The 17,815-nt window shown below is 71.8% G+C and carries 13 protein-coding genes; 8 read left to right on the top strand and 5 right to left on the bottom strand.

Annotated features, from left to right (window positions below):
• Nucleotides 1-57: 57 nt before the first annotated feature.
• Nucleotides 58-936, top strand: coding sequence for an SDR family NAD(P)-dependent oxidoreductase (locus ACOKM3_RS26360; protein WP_426903504.1), 879 nt, complete (start codon nt 58-60; stop codon nt 934-936).
• A 16-nt stretch (nt 937-952) separates the two neighbouring features.
• Here ACOKM3_RS26360 and ACOKM3_RS26355 read toward each other — a convergent pair whose 3' ends face one another.
• A complete protein-coding gene (locus ACOKM3_RS26355) occupies nt 953-2,380 on the bottom strand; it encodes an alkaline phosphatase family protein (RefSeq protein WP_426903503.1) in 1,428 nt (475 codons plus the stop codon).
• A 322-nt stretch (nt 2,381-2,702) separates the two neighbouring features.
• Here ACOKM3_RS26355 and ACOKM3_RS26350 point away from each other — a divergent pair, with 322 nt between their 5' ends.
• Nucleotides 2,703-3,638, top strand: a complete 936-nt coding sequence (locus ACOKM3_RS26350; RefSeq protein ID WP_426903501.1) for a bifunctional helix-turn-helix transcriptional regulator/GNAT family N-acetyltransferase — start codon at nt 2,703-2,705, stop codon at nt 3,636-3,638.
• 17 nt (nt 3,639-3,655) lie between these two features.
• Nucleotides 3,656-4,456: a sugar phosphate isomerase/epimerase family protein gene (locus ACOKM3_RS26345; protein WP_426903499.1), complete on the top strand. Its 801-nt coding sequence runs from the start codon at nt 3,656-3,658 to the stop codon at nt 4,454-4,456.
• A 70-nt stretch (nt 4,457-4,526) separates the two neighbouring features.
• Here the strand turns inward: ACOKM3_RS26345 and ACOKM3_RS26340 are convergent, their stop codons facing one another.
• Nucleotides 4,527-5,516, bottom strand: a complete 990-nt coding sequence (locus tag ACOKM3_RS26340; RefSeq protein ID WP_426903498.1) for an EamA family transporter — start codon at nt 5,514-5,516, stop codon at nt 4,527-4,529.
• A gap of 103 nt (nt 5,517-5,619) precedes the next feature.
• Here ACOKM3_RS26340 and ACOKM3_RS26335 point away from each other — a divergent pair, with 103 nt between their 5' ends.
• The 3 genes from ACOKM3_RS26335 to ACOKM3_RS26325 all read left to right on the top strand — a co-directional run bounded on the left by ACOKM3_RS26335 (nt 5,620) and on the right by ACOKM3_RS26325 (nt 9,477).
• A complete protein-coding gene (locus tag ACOKM3_RS26335) occupies nt 5,620-6,564 on the top strand; it encodes a LysR family transcriptional regulator (protein ID WP_426903497.1) in 945 nt (314 codons plus the stop codon).
• Nucleotides 6,565-6,936: 372 nt separating this feature from the next.
• On the top strand, nt 6,937-8,745 hold the full coding sequence (locus ACOKM3_RS26330; RefSeq protein WP_426906902.1) for a glycoside hydrolase family 3 protein: 1,809 nt from the start codon (nt 6,937-6,939) through the stop codon (nt 8,743-8,745).
• A 126-nt stretch (nt 8,746-8,871) separates the two neighbouring features.
• Nucleotides 8,872-9,477 carry a hypothetical protein gene (locus ACOKM3_RS26325; RefSeq protein WP_426903496.1) on the top strand — a complete coding sequence of 202 codons (606 nt, stop codon included), beginning with the start codon at nt 8,872-8,874 and terminating at the stop codon, nt 9,475-9,477.
• A gap of 54 nt (nt 9,478-9,531) precedes the next feature.
• Here the strand turns inward: ACOKM3_RS26325 and ACOKM3_RS26320 are convergent, their stop codons facing one another.
• Nucleotides 9,532-9,957: a hypothetical protein gene (locus ACOKM3_RS26320; RefSeq protein ID WP_426903495.1), complete on the bottom strand. Its 426-nt coding sequence runs from the start codon at nt 9,955-9,957 to the stop codon at nt 9,532-9,534.
• Between the two features lie 101 nt (nt 9,958-10,058).
• Between ACOKM3_RS26320 and ACOKM3_RS26315 the strand changes: the two genes are divergently transcribed.
• A complete protein-coding gene (locus tag ACOKM3_RS26315; RefSeq protein WP_426903494.1) occupies nt 10,059-10,538 on the top strand; it encodes a hypothetical protein in 480 nt (159 codons plus the stop codon).
• Here the strand turns inward: ACOKM3_RS26315 and ACOKM3_RS26310 are convergent.
• Together ACOKM3_RS26310 and ACOKM3_RS26305 are read right to left on the bottom strand one after the other, a co-directional pair.
• Nucleotides 10,522-14,259, bottom strand: a complete 3,738-nt coding sequence (locus ACOKM3_RS26310) for an ABC transporter ATP-binding protein (protein ID WP_426903493.1) — start codon at nt 14,257-14,259, stop codon at nt 10,522-10,524. The two genes, ACOKM3_RS26315 and ACOKM3_RS26310, sit on opposite strands and share 17 nt — an antisense overlap.
• A gap of 72 nt (nt 14,260-14,331) precedes the next feature.
• Nucleotides 14,332-15,375, bottom strand: coding sequence for an esterase-like activity of phytase family protein (locus ACOKM3_RS26305; protein ID WP_426903492.1), 1,044 nt, complete (start codon nt 15,373-15,375; stop codon nt 14,332-14,334).
• 193 nt (nt 15,376-15,568) lie between these two features.
• Here ACOKM3_RS26305 and ACOKM3_RS26300 point away from each other — a divergent pair, with 193 nt between their 5' ends.
• Nucleotides 15,569-17,755: an ArnT family glycosyltransferase gene (locus ACOKM3_RS26300; RefSeq protein ID WP_426903491.1), complete on the top strand. Its 2,187-nt coding sequence runs from the start codon at nt 15,569-15,571 to the stop codon at nt 17,753-17,755.
• Nucleotides 17,756-17,815: the final 60 nt, after the last annotated feature.

The following is a 17,815-nucleotide window of genomic DNA, read 5'->3' as shown; positions in this document are numbered from 1 at the left end:
ACCTCAAGAAGTGTTACGTTAGTGAGGTACCTCAATATTAAGTGAGCGGGAGGCCCCATGGATGCGCGGCCCGTCGTCGTCATGACCGGTGGCACCAACGGCATGGGGCGGCTCGCCGCTCTCGATCTGGCACGGCGCGGTGTCCGTCTCGGCGTCGTCGCCCGGAGCCGGGCGAAGGCCGATGCGCTGCGGGAGGAGGTCGAGCGGGTCGCTCCGCGGACCCCGGTCGATGTCTTTCGCGCTGATCTGTCTCTGCTCGCCGAAGTGCGTAGGGCCGGTGAGGAGATCGCCGCGCGGTATTCGCGGATCGACGTGCTGGTCAACAACGCGGGGCTGCACGCCTTCTCCCAGCGGGTCACCGCTGAGGGGTACGCCGGGATGACCGCCGTGAACTACCTCGCACCCTGGCTGCTCACCGACATCCTGCGCGACAGGCTCATCGCTTCGGCGCCCGCCCGGATCGTCACCGTCGCCTCCCGGGCCTCGCTCCGGGCCCGCGCCGTCGACCCGGTCGCGGACCTCACCGACACGGCGCCCTTTACGCGTCGCGGGTCGGGCCCGTTGTACGGCCGGTCCAAGCTGATGGACATCATGTTCACGCAGGAACTCGGGCGCAGGCTTCAGGGCACGGGGGTCTCCGTCACCTGTTGCTGCCCCGGCTTCAACGCCACCGGCCTGGGCCGTGAACTCCCCCTCTCCGGCGCCCTGGAGAAGGTTCTCAACGGGTTGAAGATCGGTGATCCTCGGCACGGGGCCGACATCATCGTGAAGCTCGCGACCGACCCCGGGTTCGCCGACAGCGCCGGCGGTTACTTCGCCGCCAGGACCGCAGAGCCGTTGCCGTGCCCCGAGATCGGGCGGCCCGAGGATGTTCAGCGTGCCCTGTGGGAGGCCACGGCCGCGCTCGTACGGGATTTTCGCGGGCCGCGGCCGTGAGCACACGGGACGGGCCCTACACGTGCGGCCTGCGCCCGCGCTCCTGCTCGGGGAACGACTGGTCCGCCCCCGGCAGCGTCGGTTTGGGGAGCGTGGCCACCTCCTGCTTCGCCCGCTCCCACTGCTGCGCCGTGTCGGCGGGGAGCCCCGGCGGTCGCGGCTCGGCGTGCGAGAAGCGGAACGCCGAGGTCAGGTCGCCGAAGGTGGCGCGGCGCCAGTCGGTGATGTTGGGCTCCTCGACTCCCGTGAACTTCTCCAGGAACTGGAGCGCCGACGTGTGGTCGAAGGACTCCGAGGCCACCCAGCCGCCCACCGTCCAGGGCGACACGATGATCGCGGGGACGCGGAAGCCGCCGCCGATGGGGAGGCCCTGGATGAACTCGCCGGAGGTGCCCGCCGGGGGCGTCGGCGGGGTCACGTGGTCGAACAGGCCGTCGTTCTCGTCGTAGTTGAGGATGAAGGCGGTCTTCGCCCACACCTTGGGGTTCGACGCTATCGCCTCTATTTTGCGGGCCACGAAGTCGGCTCCCGCAGCCGGCAGGTAGTCCGGGTGCTCGGACTCGTACGACGTCGGCATGATCCAACTGACCGCCGGGAGCCGGTCGTTACGGGCGTCGTCCTCGAAGGTGCCCTCGGGCTGGGGGCGCATGCCGCGTTCGTAGAGGTCAGAGCCTGGTTTCGCGTTCCTGAACGAAGCGAACTGCTCCAGCATGTTGCAGCCGTAGTCGTCGTCCTGCTGGTACACCTTCCAGCTGACGCCCGCCGCCTGGAGGCGCTCCGCGTAGGTCGTCCAGCGGTAGGGCTGCGGGGCCGTGTTGTTGAGGACGGGCCCGCCCTTCGTGCCGGACGGGTCGATCGAGCCCGTCATCCAGTACAGGCGGTTGGGCCACGTCGGGCCGAAGACCGAGCAGAAGTAGTTGTCGCAGATGGTGAAGGTCTCCGCGAGGGCGAACTGGAAGGGGATGTCCTTGCGGGTGTAATAGCCCATCACGTAGGGGCCGTTGACACCGTCGGCCTTACGGTGGGCCGGGAGCCACCGGTCCATCTTCCCGTTGTTCCACGCCTCGTGCTGGACCGACCAGGCGTGGCTCGTGGACGGGATGGCCTGGGCGCTGGAGGTGTGCGTGTCCAGGTGGAAGGGGAGCAGGTAGCCCTTCGGGTTCTCGGCGTCGGGCTGGTAGAAGACCGAGCGGCCGGTGCTCAGCTTCTGCGCCTCGGGGTCGTTGAAGCCGCGTACGCCCTTGAGCGTGCCGAAGTAGTGGTCGAAGGAGCGGTTCTCCTGCATGAGCATCACGACGTGCTCGATGTCGCGGAGGGATCCCTTGCGGGGCGGGCCCGCCGCCACCGCCTTCTGGACGCTGGGCGGCAGGAGGGAGAGAGCCGCGGCGCCACCTACCGCGCCGGCCGCGGAGCCGAGGAGTCTACGTCGGGTGAGTTCGGCCATGAGTGTCCCCTGGGGTGAGATGCCGGAAGGCGCGGGCATGCCAACGGCCCGCGTGCGACGGGCCGTTGGATCACTGTGCTGCGCGCCGGATGTGGCGCGGAGGAGGCCCGCGATGAACTCGGGAACAACGCCCGGAGAGCGCTTTCCCAACCCATGGGACGCCCTTGAGGCGCTATACCTGCCGTATGCACGGACTTGACCGGGCGGTCGCTTTCACGGGCGCCGATGCGTCCGTCGCGTGGACGCGTCCGCACCCCCGGCGTACTGTGGGCACCACCCCGAACCTCTGACTGAGTCAACAATCTGACCCGCGAGGTGGCCCATGACCGTGCACGACATCCGGTCCTTCAACCGCTTCTACACGAACGTGATCGGCGCGCTCGACTACAGCCGCCACCTGTACGCCCCGTACACCCTCACCGAGTCCCGCGTGCTGTACGAGCTGGCGCACACGGAGAAGGTCGACGCGGCCGATCTGCGCGTCCGACTGAGCCTGGACGCCGGGTACTTGAGCCGCATCCTCGGCAAGTTCGAGCGGGACGGGCTCGTCGAGCGCGGCTCGTCGGAGAAGGACTCGCGGCGGCGTCGCATCACCCTCACCGGGCGCGGCCGCACCACCGCCGAACTGCTCGACGAGCGCTCGCGGGAAACGGTCGGGGCGCTCCTCGACTCCGTCCCCGCGACCGACCGCGACCGGCTGTCCGAGGCGCTGCGCACCGTCCGCGAGATCCTCGGCGACGGCCGCGCCGCCCCGCACCCCGAGAACGTACTGCTGCGCGAGCCGGACCCCGGCGACCTGGGGTGGATCGTCGCGCGCAACGGGGCACTGTACGCAGCCGAGTTCGGCTGGAACGCGGACTACGAGGGCCTGGTCGCGCGCATCGTCGCCGACTTCGCCGAGGACCACGACCCGCACCTGGAGCGGGTGTGGGTCGCCGAGCTGGACGGCCGTCCGGTGGGCTGCGTGATGTGCGTACGCGACGAGGCTCCGGGCACCGCGCGGCTGCGGCTGCTGCTCGTCGAGCCGGAGGCGCGGGGACTCGGCATCGGGGACCGGCTGGTGCGGGCCTGTATCGACTTCGCGCGGGGCGTCGGGTACCGGGAGATGACGCTGTGGACGAACGACGTGCTGAAGTCGGCGCGTTCGATCTACCAGCGGCACGGGTTCGTACTCGTCGGCGAGAAGCCGCACCGCTCGTTCGGGGCGGACCTGATCGGCCAGGACTGGAAAATGACCCTCCATAGGACGGCGGACTGAAGGGTATGGTCCGCCCCATGAAGCTGGCGTTCTCCACCCTCGGTGTCCCCGGTCTCCCTCTCGACGACGTGCTCGCGCTCGCCACCGCGCACGGCTATCACGGCGTCGAACTGCGTGCCCATCCCGAAGAGCCGGTGCATCCCGGGATCGACCGGGAGCAGCGGGCCTATGCCGCCTCCCGGTTCAAGAGCGCCGGGGTGGAGGTTCTCGGCGTGGCCGGGTACGCGCGCGTGGCCGCGCCGGGCGAGGACGGGCCGGTGCTCGACGACGTACGGGTCCTGGTGGATCTCGCGCGGGACCTGGGTGCCCGGTACGTGCGCGTCTTCCCGGGCGGGGGCGACGAGCAGGGCCCCGAGGAGGCGGATGCCACGGCCGCGCGGCGGCTCGGCGTCGCCGCGGAGTATGCGGCGGACCGGGGTGTGCGGGTGTTGCTGGAGACGCACGACTCGCATCGGACCGGGGCGGCGGCGTCCCGCATCCTCGGGACCGTGGGCCACCGGAACGTGGGGGCACTGTGGGACGTGATGCACACGTGGCTCGGGGGCGAGCAGCCGGTGGCCTCGTACGCGGCGCTGTCCCCGTACCTCGGATACGTACAGGTCAAGGACATCGCGGGGCCCGACGACACGACTCCGCTGCCGCTGGGGGGTGGGGTGCTTCCGTTGGCCGAGTGCGTGGAGGTGCTGAGTCGGGAGGGGTGGGACGGGTGGTTGTGCTGGGAGTACGAGGCGCGGTGGTATCCGTCGGCTGCGCCGCTGCCGGAGCTTTTGGGCGCGGGGCGGGAGCATGTGGCGCGCCTGCTGAACGAGTCGGCGTAACCGTGTCCTACGCCACGGGGCTCCGCCCCGGACCTCGCGCCTCAATCGCCGGCGGGGCTTGAATTGCCGGTCACCTCGGGCGCTTTGCCCCCTGTCCGCCAGGTCGCTTCCCAGCAAGCCCCTGGGCCGGGTGGGCGTATTCAAGCCCCTGCGGCGATTGAGCAGCGGGGGCCGGGGCGGAGCCCCGAGGCGTCGGCAACGGTGACCGGTTTCCCGCACGGGACGTGAGCGCCACCCCGCCCACCAGCAACGCGCCCGCGCACCACTGGAGCGCGCTCACCGGCTCCCCCAGGAAGAGTGCCGCGGAGGACATGCCGAAGACCGGGACCAGCAGCGCGTACGGCGCCACCCTCGACGCGTCGTAGCGGCGCAGCAACCCGCTCCAGGCGGTGAAGCCGAAGAGGGTCGTCACCAGCGCCACGTAGAGGATCGCCCCCGCACCGGGGAGGTCGAGGGAGGACAGGGCCTCGGCATCGCGGTCCGGGCCCTCGAACATCAACGACAACGCCAGGAGCGGCAGCACCGGGACCGCGCTCGACCAGACCATGAACGCGAACGGCGCCTCGGGCGACGCCTTGCGGGTCAGGACGTTCGACACGCCCCAGAAGGCCGCCGCGACCACGACGAGCGCGAACGCGCCGAGCGGGCCCGAGCCGCCCTCGTCGACCGCCGCCACCGCGATGCCCGCGAGCGCCACCGCCATGCCCAACACCCTGACGCGGCCGGGGCGTTCACGTAGGAACGCGAAGGCGATGACCGCCGTGAAGACCGCCTGGATCTGGAGGACGAGAGAGGACAGGCCGGCCGGCATCCCCGCGTTCATACCGACGAAGAGCAGCCCGAACTTGCCGACGCCGAGCGCGAGTCCCACTCCCACGACCCAGCGCCACGCCACCCTCGGCCGCCCCACGAAGAAGATCGCGGGCAGCGCCGCGAGCAGGAAGCGCAGGGCGCAGAAGAGCAGCGGCGGGAAGTGGTCGAGGCCGATGTCGATGACGACGAAGTTCACGCCCCACAGGGCGGCGACGAGTACGGCGAGGCCGGTGTGCGCGGGTTTCATGCGTCGAGGATCACCGCCCGGGACCATTTAGCACCAGCGAATGTTGCTGCATGGTTGGATGAAGCATTGCTAATCAGAATCATTGGTGATCGGAAGGGCCAGGATGTTGGACCTGCAGCGGCTGCGCGCCCTGCACGCCGTCTCCGTGCACGGCACCGTCGGCGCCGCCGCGACCGCGCTCGGCTATACGCCGTCCGCCGTCTCGCAGCAGATCGCCAAGCTGGAGCGGGAGACCCGCACGGCGCTGCTCGAACGGGAGGGGCGGGGCGTCCGGCTCACGGACGAGGCGCTGCAACTTGCCGAGACCGCACGCGAGTTGATGGCCATCATGGAGCGCGCCGAGACGGGGCTCGAGGAGCGGCGCGGGGTGGCGGCGGGGCGGCTGACGATCGCCGCGTTCGCCTCGGCCGCGCGGGGGCTGCTGCCCGGCGCGCTCGCCGACCTGGCCTCCCGGCATCCCGCGCTCGACACCCGGCTCTCCGAGGTCGATCCGCATCTGTCCGTGGACCTCGTGGCGAAGGGCGCCGTGGACCTCGTCGTCGCGCACGACTGGGACATCGCACCGCTGCCGGCCCCCGCAGGGGTCGAACAGGCCGTCATCGGGGAGGACTTGTGCGATCTGGTCGTGCCTGCCGGGCATCCGCTGGCAGGCCGGAAGTCGGTGCGCCGCGAGGAGCTCGGGGGCGAGCGGTGGGTGTCGCAGCCGCCGGGCCGGGTGTGCCACGACTGGCTGCTGCGGACGATGCGCTCCGCGGGCTTCGAGCCGCTCATCGCCCATCAGGCCGAGGAGAATCCGACGCTGGCCGCTCTCGTGGCGGCGGGCCTCGGCATCGCGGTGCTCCCCCGGCTCGGGCGCGGGGCGCTGCCCGACGGAGTGGCCACGGTGCGGCTCGAACCGGTGCCGCGGCGGCGGCTGTACGCGTTGTGGCGCGACGGCACATCGCGCCGCCCCGCGGTCCGGGCGGCCGTCGAGGCACTGCGCACCCAGGGGAACAGCTGCCTGGCGCGGGCGGCGGATCAGCCCCAGGGCCCTTCTGACGGAACCTGAACGGGGCCTGGTCACGGCCCAGCCACGGCCGCCTCGTTCACCACCTGCGCACCGATTTCACTGAATCCCCGAATTTGGGGAACCCCGGCCATCATGCTTCCGTCAGAAGGACACGCTGCCGGAGAGTCACCGCAGTGCGGTGTCGGCCTCGCTGCTGGCTGCGAACGCTGACAAACCCTCTCCGCCGCCTGCGGCCGGCAGCGTCGCCGTCACCGGTACGCCCCCTCCATAGTGCCGGTGGCGGCCCCCTCCCCGAAGGGGATCATCCGCCAACTCCCGCGCCTGCGCGGGCTCTTGACTGGCAGAAATTTTCCGGATACTCGTTGCGCGCGGAAGTTATTTTCAGGGTCCGCGCCTCCTCCGGAAGGAGCGATCGTGCCACTGTCCAGACGTACCGTGCTCGCCGCCGCCACCATCGGCGCCACCGCGGCCGGCCTCAGCGCCACCACCGCACGGGCCGCGGGTGCCCCCGCGTCCGACCAGGCCCTCAAGAAGCTCATCTCCAAGATGTCCCTGGAGGAGAAGGTCGGCCAGCTCTTCGTCATGCGGGTGTACGGCCACTCGGCCACCGCCCCCGACCAGGCCGACATCGACGCCAACCTCAAGGAGATCGGCGTGCGCACCGCCGCCGAGCTCATCGACAAGTACAAGCTCGGCGGCATCATCTACTTCGCGTGGGCGCACAACGTGCGCGACCCGCACCAGATAGCCGACCTGAGCAACGGTATCCAGAAGGCCGGCCTCCAACAGCCTTCCCGGATACCGCTGTTGATCTCCACCGACCAGGAGCACGGCATCGTCGCCCGGGTCGGCAAACCCGCCACCCTGTTCCCCGGCGCGATGGCGTTCGGCGCGGGCCGATCGCGCGAGGACGCGCGCAGGGCGGGCCAGATCGCGGGCGCCGAGCTGCGCGCCATCGGCATCCGGCAGGACTACGCGCCCGACGCCGACGTCAACGTCAACCCGGCCAACCCCGTCATCGGCGTACGCTCCTTCGGCGCGGACCCCAAGGCCGTCGCCGGGCTGGTCGCCGCGCAGGTCAAGGGCTACCAGTCCGCGCACATCGCCTCAACCGCCAAGCACTTCCCGGGACATGGCGACACCGCCACGGACAGCCACACCGGGATCCCGTACATCAGCCACACCCGCGAGCAGTGGGAGCAGCTGGACGCGCCGCCGTTCAAGGCGGCGATCGCGGCCGGCATCGACTCGATCATGACGGCCCACATCGTCGTCCCGGCCCTGGACCCCTCCGAGGACCCGGCGACGCTCTCCCGCCCCATCCTCACCGGCATCCTGCGCGAGCAACTCGGCTACGACGGCGTCGTGGTGACCGACTCCCTCGGCATGGAGGGCGTACGGACGAAGTACGGCGACGAGCGGGTCCCGGTGCTCGCGCTGAAGGCGGGCGTCGACCAGCTGCTCAACCCGCCCGACCTGTCGGTCTCCTGGAACGCGGTGCTGGAGGCCGTACGGGGCGGCGAGCTGACCGAGGCGCGGCTCGACGAGTCGATCCTGCGCGTGCTGCGGCTGAAGTCGAAGCTGGGGCTGCTCAAGGACCCGTACGTCACCCAGGCCGGCGTCGACCGCACCGTCGGCACCCCCGCGCACCTCGCCACGGCCGACCGGATCGCCGAGCGCACGACGACGCTGCTGGTCAACAAGGGCAAGCTGCTGCCGCTGTCCCGTCGTACGCACAAGAACGTCCTCGTGCTCGGCGCGAACCCGGCCTCCCCTTCGCTCAGCGACGGCCCGCCGACCACCGTGATCGGCGCGGCGCTCACCGAACTCGGCTTCACCGCCACGGTGCTCGCGACCGGCACGGCGCCCACCCAGGCGACGATCGCGCAGGCCGTGGCGGCGGCGGAGGGCAAGGACGCGGTGGTCATCGGCACGTACAACGTCGCCAAGGGCAGCGCGCAGCAGTCGCTGGTGAACGCGGTGGCCAAGGCAGGGGTGCCGGTCGTCACGCTGTCGATGCGCAACCCGTACGACGTCGCCCAGCTGTCCGCCGCCGACGCGCACGTGGCGGCGTACTCGTGGATCGATGTGGAACTGCGGGCTGCCGTGCGGGTGTTGGCCGGGAAGGCGGAGCCGCGCGGGAAGCTGCCGGTGCCCGTGCAGAAGGCCGACGATCCGGCGCAGGTCCTCTACCCGATCGGCTACGGGCTGTCGTACTGACCCGTCCGTAGGGGGCGTACGCCGTGATCCACGCGGAACACCCCCAACTGTCGCAAAGCTCCCCGCGCACCTGGCGTGCGCCCGCCGCCACGGGCCACGCTGGACGCGTGTACCGGGGGGAATGCCATGTTCGCGCGGTTGGTCGGGGTGGTGTGCGCGGTGTCGCTGCTCGCGCTCGCACTCGCCGGATGCCAGGGCTCCCCGGGCTCTTCGGGTGACGCCCCCTCCCCGCGTACGTCCTCCGGGTACGGGGCGGTGTTCCTCGCGGCCGGCGAGTGCAGTTCGCGCGGGCGCGCGTCGTTCAACGAGGTGCCGTGCCGCAGCGAGCGGGCCGTGGCCCGGGTCCTCGACCGGCACGACGGGGAGCCGAAGGCCACGTCCGCGTGCCCGGACCGCACCGACTTCGTGCTGCACATCAGCGAGAACCGGCCCGCGGCCGACGAGAACGGCGACGGGTCCGTGGGCCGCGGCTACGCCTGCATGCGCAACCTCGATCCCCCGCACCCCGGCGACCCGGGCGGCGGTGGCGGCCCCCGCACGATCGTCGGCGACTGCCTCACGGCGGCGGGCAGGGGCCAGGTCCGGGAGACGGCCTGCGCCGGCACGGGCGCTCGCGCCCCGCGGTACCGGGTGACCGAGGCCGTGCTGTCCCGCTCGGCGTGCCCGCCCTCCACCACGCTCTACGTGACGCTGGGCGGCAGCAGGCCGGTGGGGTGCGCGGTCACGGTGTGAGGGCGCCGCCCCGGCCTGCCGCCCGGCACCGCCGCGCACGGGCCGGGCCCCGGTTCAGCACAGGATCCAGCCGGTGCGCACCGACTTCGTGCCCACGGAGCCCTTCACCCGCACGCAGCGGTGCCCGGCGTGCACCGTGACCGGGCCCGCGTGCCGGGTGTAGCGGCCCTTGTCGGCGACGGCCCGGTTGCCGCGGGCCTGGACGCTCACGGTCATGGTGCGGCGGGCGCCGGTGCGCTTGGCGTAGGTGACGGCGCAGACGTAGCCGTTGTTCTTGTAGAGGACCGTGCGGCCGGTCTCGAAGCGCAGGGTGCGGACGTGGTGTCCGGCGCACGGCGAGGCGGCCTGGACTCCGGTGACCGTGGGCCCGCCGAGGACCAGCAGGACCGCGGCGACCAGTACGGAGAGCGCCGACGCGAGCACCCGGCGTGGCCCGCGCGGCGTGCGTATGCCGCCCTCACCGAGCCCTTGTCCGCGCACCGCAGCCCCTCCCGTCACATCCGCACCAGCGTACTGTTGAACTGACGCGACAGACCGGCCGGGCGGTTGCGCGCCGACCCGGCCCGAAAGGCGGGTCCGTCATGACATCCATGCACCGCACCGCACGCTACGTCCTCGCGGCGGGGCTGCTCACGGCCGCCCTCGCGGTCCCGAGCGCCGCCGCGCCCCGCACCGACGGCAACCCCTCCGGCGCCCCCGCCCGCAGCGGCGACCCGGGCGCCGCATACGACCGGGTCGCGCACTTCTACGGCGCGTACATCGACGTCGCGAACGATCCGGGCGACAACGCGCTGGCCGCGCAGCTGCGGCAGTTCTACCTGACCTCCGACCTGCGCTCGCGCCTCGCGAACTGGGAGAAGCAGCACGACGCCGACGGGGTGCTGCGCGCGCAGAACGTGCCGAGCGCCTGGAAGGTGACGGCGGGCGACAGCGGCATGGGCAAGACGTACTCCACGGTGCGGCTGACCTGGGGCACCGGGAAGCACGTCTCGTACACCTACCTGACCGTCCGGTCGGATCTGGAGACCAGGAAGATCTCCGACATCACGTCGAAGAGCTGACCTCGTCGGCCGCCACCGGCTCCCCCAGGAACGTCTGCCACAACGCAGCGTACTTTCCGCCCAGTTGGAGCAGTTCGTCGTGCGTGCCGTCCTCCGCGACGCGGCCGTGGTCCATCACGACCACCCGGTCGGCGCGGGCCGCCGTCGTCAGGCGGTGGGCGACGACCAGGGTGGTGCGCTTGCCGGAGATACGGTCCGTGGCCTGGTTGACCTGGGCCTCGGTGGCGAGGTCGAGGGCGGCGGTCGCCTCGTCGAGCAGGAGGATGTCCGGGTCGACGAGTTCGGCGCGGGCCAGGGCGATCAACTGCCGCTGCCCCGCGGAGAGGTTGCGGCCGCGCTCGGCGACCTCGTGGAGGTAGCCGCCGTCGAGCGTCGCGATCATCTCGTGCGCGCCGACCGCCCGCGCCGCCGCCTCCACCTCTGCGTCGCTCGCGTCGGGCCGCCCGTAGGCGATGGCGTCGCGGACCGTGCCGGGGAAGAGGTAGGCCTCCTGCGGGACGACGCCGAGGCGGTGCCGGTACGCCGTGATGTCGAGTTCGCGCAGGTCGATGCCGTCGGCGGTGACCCGGCCCGCCGTCGGGTCGTAGAACCGGGCGACGAGCTTGACGAGGGTGGACTTGCCCGCGCCGGTCTCGCCGACGAACGCGACGGTCTGCCCGGCGGGGATGCGCAGGTCCACATCGCTGAGCGCCACCTCCGGCTCTTCGGCGGACCCGTACGCGAAGTCGACGTCCTCGAAGGCGATCTCGCCGCGCAGCGACGGCACCTCGCGGGGGCGCTCGGCGTTCTTCGTCGACGTCGGCTCGCGCAGCAGTTCCTGGATGCGGCCGAGCGAGACGGTGGCCTGCTGGTAGCCGTCGAAGACCTGGGACAGCTGCTGCACGGGCGCGAAGAACAGGTCGATGTAGAGGAGATAGGCGACCAGCGCGCCGGTCGTGAGCGTGCCCGCGTCGATCCGGTGCGCGCCCACCGCGAGGACGGCCGCCGTCGCCACGGCCGACAGGAGCTGCACGAACGGGAAGTACACGGAGATCAGCCACTGGCCGCGGATGCGCGCCTTGCGGTAACTGGCGCTGCCCGCGGCGAACTTGGCGCTTCCGTCCTTCTCGCGCCGGAAGGCCTGCACGATCCGCAGCCCGGCCACCGTCTCCTGAAGGTCGGCGTTCACGACGGAGATCCGCTCGCGCGCCAGCTCGTACGCCTTGACGCTGGAACGCCGGAAGAAGAACGTCCCGATGATCAGCGGCGGCAGCGTCGCGAAGACGACGAGCGCGAGCTGTACGTCGATCACGAGGAGCGCGACCATGATGCCGAAGAACGTGACGAGGGAGACGAACGCGGTGACCAGACCGGTTTGCAGGAAGGTCGAGAGCGCGTCCACGTCGGTGGTCATCCGGGTCATGATGCGACCCGTCAACTCCCGCTCGTAGAAGTCGAGTCCGAGCCGCTGGAGCTGGGAGAAGATCTTCAGGCGGAGCGAGTACAGGACCCGCTCGCCGGTCCGTCCCGTCATCCGCGTCTCGCCGAACTGCGCGGTCCACTGCACGAGCACGGCGACGAGCGCGAGCGCGGACGCCGCCCACACCGCGCCGATCGCGAGCTGCGAGACGCCCTCGTCGATGCCGTGCCGGATGAGGATCGGCAGCAGCAGCCCCATGCCCGCGTCGACGGCGACGAGCCCGAGGCTGATCAGCAGCGGCGCCCGGAAGCCGCGCAGCAGCCGGCGCAGCCCGTACGACTCCTCGGGTGTGACGGCCCGCGCCTCGTCGACGTCGGGGGTGTCGGTGGCCGGCGGCAGCGCGTCGACCTGCGCGAGGAGTTCCGGTGTCGCGGGCGTCCCGGCGAGCGCGGCGTCCCGCGGCTCGCGGTCGCCCGTCCACAGCCTGGGGGTGACGCCGCGTTCGGCGTCGAACTCGGCGTCGAGTTCGTCCCGTACGGAGGTGTCCTCCACCGGCTCCCCGGCGGCGGGGGCGGTGTGGCCCGGCGACACCCCGCCCAGCTCGTCGGGGTCCGTGAGCAGGCGCCGGTACAGCGGCGATCCCGCCTCCAGCTCCTCGTGCGTACCGATCGCGGCGAGCCGCCCGCCGTCGAGCACGGCGATCCGGTCGGCGAGGCCGAGGGTGGAGCGGCGGTGCGCGATGAGCAGCGTCGTACGGCCCGCCATCACGTGCGCGAGGGCCTCGTGGATCTCGTGCTCGACGCGGGCGTCCACGGCGGACGTCGCGTCGTCGAGGACGAGGAGGCGGGGGTCGGTGAGGATGGCGCGGGCCAGCGCGACGCGCTGGCGCTGGCCGCCGGAGAGGGTGAGGCCGTGCTCGCCGACCTTGGTGTCGTAGCCCGCGGGCAGCGCGCTGATGAACTCGTGGGCCTGCGCGGCGCGCGCGGCCGTCTCGATCTGCTCCTGCGTCGCGCCCGGGGCGCCGTACGCGATGTTGGCGCCCACGGAGTCGGAGAACAGGAACGAGTCCTCCGGGACGAGCCCGATCGCGGAGCGCAGCGACGCCGTCGTCAGCTCGCGCACGTCGTGGCCGCCGACGAGGACGGCGCCGTGCGTGACGTCGTAGAAGCGCGGGAGCAGCATCGAGACGGTGGACTTGCCGGAGCCGGACGAGCCGACGACGGCGAGGGTCTCACCGGCCCTGATCTCCAGGGAGAGGCCGTCGAGGACGGCGTGCTCGGCGTCCGAGTACGTGAAGGACACGTCGTCGAACTCGACGGTCGCGGGGGCGTCCGCGGGCAGTTCCAACGCGCCGTCGACGAGGCTCGGCTCGGTGTCGATCAGCTCGAGGACGCGCTCGACACCGGCGCGGGCCTGCTGCCCGACGGTGAGGACGACCGCGAGCATCCGGACGGGCCCGACGAGCTGCGCGAGGTACGAGGAGAACGCGACGAACGTGCCGAGCGTGACCTGCCCGTGCACCGCGAGCCAGCCGCCGAGGGCCAGCATGGCGACCTGCCCGAGTGCGGGCACGGCCTGGAGCGCCGGAGTGTACTTCGAGTTCAGCCGGACGGTGCGCAGCCGCCCCGCGAAGAGCCTGCGGCCGACCGTCTTGAGCTTCCCGGTCTCCTGGTCCTCCTGCCCGAACCCCTTCACGACGCGGACGCCGCTGACGGACCCGTCGACGACCCCGGCCACGGCGGCGGCCTGCGCCTGCGCGTACCAGGTGGCGGGGTGCAGCCGGGAGCGGCTGCGCTTGGCGATGAACCAGATGGCGGGGGCGACGGCGAGCGCGACCAGGGTCAGCGGCGGCGACAGCCACGCCATGATCACCAGGGAGATGACGAAGAGCAGGACGTTCCCGATGGTCATCGGGAGCATGAAGAGCAGGCTCTGGATCAGCTGGAGGTCACTGGTGGCGCGGCCCACGACCTGCCCGGTCGACAGCTCGTCCTGGCGCCGGCCGTCGAGCCGGGTGATCGACCCGTACATCTCGGTGCGCAGATCGTGCTGGACGTCGAGGGCGAGCCGGCCGCCGTAGTAGCGGCGGACGAACGCGAGGACGTAGACGACGACGGCCGCGCCCAGGAGCGCGCCCGCCCAGACGGCCATGGACCGGGAGTGGTTCCCGATCACGTCGTCGATGATCACCTTCGTGATCAGCGGGACGAGCGCCATGACGCCCATGCCGCCGAGCGAGGCCCCGAGCGCGAGAACGACGTCCTTGGGATGCCGCCATGCGTATCCCGCGAGTCGTTTCGCCCAGCCCCGTTTCTCCGCCACTCCGTGCCGCCTCCCGCTCGCTTGACCTCTCGCCCTGAGCTGCCGAAGGGCCAACGCGAGCGGGATCGGATTTCATCCCGCTGTAACAATCCGTAGCGAGTAGAAGCGGGTGATCTGGTTCGCGCTCTGGTTGTCGTCGCTCGCGAGGAGCAGGCGGAGGGCGCCGTGCGGGCCGCGGCCCGTGGCCCCGGTGACCACGGGCCCCGTGACCGTCATCGCCTCGATGTTGTCGAGCAGCGGATTGGGCTGCGGCTGGTGGGCGGGCGCGCCGAGCGAGGGGCAGTTCGCCAGGTCGGCGAGGAGCGTCTTGCGGGCGAGGCGGACGCCGGGCTCGGAGCCGGTGAGGGTGTCGCGGCCAAAGACGTCGGTGGCGCCGCGGAGCTCGGCGGCGTACAGCCGGATCGTGTTGCCGACGCCGCTGGTGAAGCCGCGTTCCAGGACGAGGAGGCGGCCGTCGGGGGCGGCGGTGACCTCGGAGATGCCGAGATTCGGGTCGGCGCGGTAGCCGTACTGGGCGGCGGGCGCGAAGGAGCCTGTGGGCGTGCGCCGCCAGGTCTGGAGCCGGTTGACGCCGTCGCCGGTGAGCGGGGACTCCATGGAGGCGAGGAGGGTGCGGCCGCCGGGCAGCAGGGTCAGGCCCTCGAAGGAGGCGTTGGCCGTGGCCCGGTCCCGGAGCCGGGCGGGGACCGGGAGGCGGTCGAGGATGCGGGCGCCCGTCCGGTCGTAGCGGCGGATCGAGGGCTCGGTCTCGGACGTGACGAGGTACGTGCCGTCGCGGTCGACGACCAGGCCCTCGGAGTCGAGCGCGGCCCCCTTCTCGTCGGCGAGCGGCGCCACGGAGCGGGGCGCGAGCGCCCGCCCGTCCAGCGTGAACAGGGACGAGCGGTCGGAGAGCGCGGCGAGCCGTCCGCCCCGGTCGGTGGCGAGCGCGGAGATGTTGCCGACGAAGGTGCCGTGGTACGTCGTCTTGTCGAGGGCGTCGGAGTAGCCGGTGACCGTCACGGACGGGGAGCAGTTCCCCGCCGCCCCGGTGGCGTGCACCGGTCCGGAGACGGTCAGGCAGGCGGCCGACACGGCGACGAGGGCGAGCACGGTACGTACTGATCTGCGCGACATGGGGTCACCGTAGGACGCGGTCGGCGACGCCCGGGCGGACTTTCGCTGAACGGTGTGGGCGGGCTTTTCCTGAACGGTGTGGGCGGACTTTTCCTGAACGGTGCGGTGCGCGAACCGATGTCCGGTCCGCATCCACAGGTGACACCCAGCTTCACCACAGCCCGCCCCCACCGGCGCCGTGCACGGTGCAGTGGTGACCTCCTTGACCGAATCGCATTCCCACGCACCCGCACCCCCACCGCCGGTGGACCCGCCGGGCGTGCGCCGCACGCCGCGCTGGTCGCTGCCGGCGCTGCTCGCGATCCTCGTGCTCGCCGGGGTGCTGTACTCCTGGAACCTGTCGTCGAACAGCCTCAACAGCTTCTACAGCGCCGCGATCTACAGCGGCACGCAGAGCTGGAAGGCCTGGTTCTTCGGCTCCATCGACGCGGGCAACTTCCTGACGGTGGACAAGCCGCCGTTCTCGTTGATGGTGATGAGCCTGTCCTGCCGGATCTTCGGCTTCGGCACCTGGCAGATGATGCTGCCGCAGGTCGCCGCCGGGCTCGGCTCGATCTGGATCCTGCACTCCTCCGTGAAGCGGGTGTGGGGCCACGCGGCGGCGATCGTCGCCGCCCTCGTCCTCGCCCTGACCCCGATCACCGTCGCCATCAACCGGGACAACAACCCGGACACCCTCCTGGTGCTCCTGATGGTGGGCGGCGCGGCCCTCGCGCTGCGCGCCACCCGTGACGGCAGGCTGCTCCCGCTGCTCGCCTCCGCGGCGTGCTTCGGTCTGGCCTTCAACACCAAGATGCTCCAGGGCTACATCGCGCTGCCCGTGGTCTTCGCCGTGTACGTGTACGCGTCCGACCTCGGCTGGGCGAAGAAGGTCCGCAACCTGGTGCTCGCCGCCGTGGTACTCGCCGTCTCCAGCCTCTGGTGGGCGACGGCCGTCTCCCTCGCACCGGCCGACAGCCGCCCCTACATCGGCGGCTCGACGGACGGCTCCGCCTGGGACCTGATCATGGGCTACAACGGCTTCGGCCGGATCCTCGGCGGCGAGGGCAACGGCGGGGGCGCCGGCGGCGGAGGCGGCGGCTTCTCCGGGACCGCGGGCCTCGGCCGGCTCTTCAACGACACGCTCGGCGGCCAGATCTCGTGGCTGATCCCGTTCGCGGCGATCGCGCTCGTCGGCGGTCTGGTGCTGTGCGGTCGCGCCAAGCGCACCGACATCACCCGCGCCGCGCTCGTGCTGTGGGGCGGCTGGCTGCTCCTGCACTACGTCACCTTCGCCACGGCCGAAGGCACCATGCACCCGTACTACACGACGGCCGTCGCCCCCGGCATCGCGGCGCTGTGCGGCGGTGGCGGCGTGATGCTGCTGCGCGCCTTCCGTACGGACAAGCGGTGGGCGTGGGTGCTGCCGGTCGCGCTCGCCGTGACCGGGATCTGGTCGGCGGTGCTGCTGCGGCGCGCCTCCGGCTGGAACAGCTGGCTGTGGCCGGTGATCGCGGTCGTCATGGCGCTCGCGATCGCGGGTCTGCTCGTCTTCCGTACGTCCACGGGCCGCAAGCTGCGGCTGCTCGCCGTGGCGGTGGCGGCCGCGGTGGTCACGTCCGTGGCGGGCCCGGCGGCGTACGCCTCCGCGACGACGTTCTCCTCCTCCGGCGGGGGCGGCGGCATGGGCGGTTCGAACCCGACGGCCGGGCCCTCGACGGGTGGCGGCATGGGTGGTCCCGGCGGGGGTGGTGGCCGCGGCGGCTTCCCCGGCGGCGGCGAGATGCCGGGCGGCGGCAAGCAGCAGGGCGGCTCCCAGCAGGGTGGCGGTTCGCAGCAGGGCGGCGGCGAGATGCCGGGTGGCGGCGAGATGCCCGGCGGCGGTCAGGCGCCCGAGGGCGGCTTCCCGGGCGGCGGCGAGATGCCCGGCGGCCAGGGCGACGGCAACCAGGGCTCCGGCTCCGGCAAGCAGGAGTCCGGCCAACGCGGCGGAGCCACACGCGGCGGCATGGGTGGCGGTGGCATGGGCGGCAACGTCTCCAGCGACCTGATCAAGTACCTGGAGAAGCACCAGGACGGCGCCAAGTGGCTGCTCGCGGTGTCCAATTCACAGTCCGCCGCACAGGTCATCCTGAGCACGAAGAAGCCCGTCATCTCCATGTACGGCTTCACCGGCTCCGACAAGGGCATGACCGTCGCCAAGCTCAAGAAGCTGGTCAAAAGCGGCCAGTTGCACTACATCCAGGTCGGCGAGAGCGGCATGGGCGGCCCCATGGGCGGCGGCAACGACGTCAGCTCCGCGGTCACCAAGTGGGTGAAGAAGCACGGCACGGCGGTGAAGGCCGGCGGATCGACCGACACCCAGTCGCTGTACCGCCTGGACCCGTCCGACGTGAACTGACCCCGCAACTCCCCCCGCCACCCGGGTCCCTGACACCCAGTCAGGGACCCGGGTCGTCAC

Source organism: Streptomyces nidicola, from assembly GCF_050106155.1.
Lineage (GTDB): Bacteria > Actinomycetota > Actinomycetes > Streptomycetales > Streptomycetaceae > Streptomyces.
The sequence above is the reverse complement of the archived record's forward strand: the minus strand, read 5'-3'. Positions and strand labels throughout refer to the sequence as shown.

Coding starts and splice junctions, on each gene's coding strand:
- ACOKM3_RS26360 (WP_426903504.1), top strand. CDS start 58: ATGGATGCGCGGCCCGTCGTCGTCATGACCGGTGGCACCAACGGCATG.
- ACOKM3_RS26355 (WP_426903503.1), bottom strand. CDS start 2,380: ATGGCCGAACTCACCCGACGTAGACTCCTCGGCTCCGCGGCCGGCGCG.
- ACOKM3_RS26350 (WP_426903501.1), top strand. CDS start 2,703: ATGACCGTGCACGACATCCGGTCCTTCAACCGCTTCTACACGAACGTG.
- ACOKM3_RS26345 (WP_426903499.1), top strand. CDS start 3,656: ATGAAGCTGGCGTTCTCCACCCTCGGTGTCCCCGGTCTCCCTCTCGAC.
- ACOKM3_RS26340 (WP_426903498.1), bottom strand. CDS start 5,516: ATGAAACCCGCGCACACCGGCCTCGCCGTACTCGTCGCCGCCCTGTGG.
- ACOKM3_RS26335 (WP_426903497.1), top strand. CDS start 5,620: ATGTTGGACCTGCAGCGGCTGCGCGCCCTGCACGCCGTCTCCGTGCAC.
- ACOKM3_RS26325 (WP_426903496.1), top strand. CDS start 8,872: ATGTTCGCGCGGTTGGTCGGGGTGGTGTGCGCGGTGTCGCTGCTCGCG.
- ACOKM3_RS26315 (WP_426903494.1), top strand. CDS start 10,059: ATGACATCCATGCACCGCACCGCACGCTACGTCCTCGCGGCGGGGCTG.
- ACOKM3_RS26305 (WP_426903492.1), bottom strand. CDS start 15,375: ATGTCGCGCAGATCAGTACGTACCGTGCTCGCCCTCGTCGCCGTGTCG.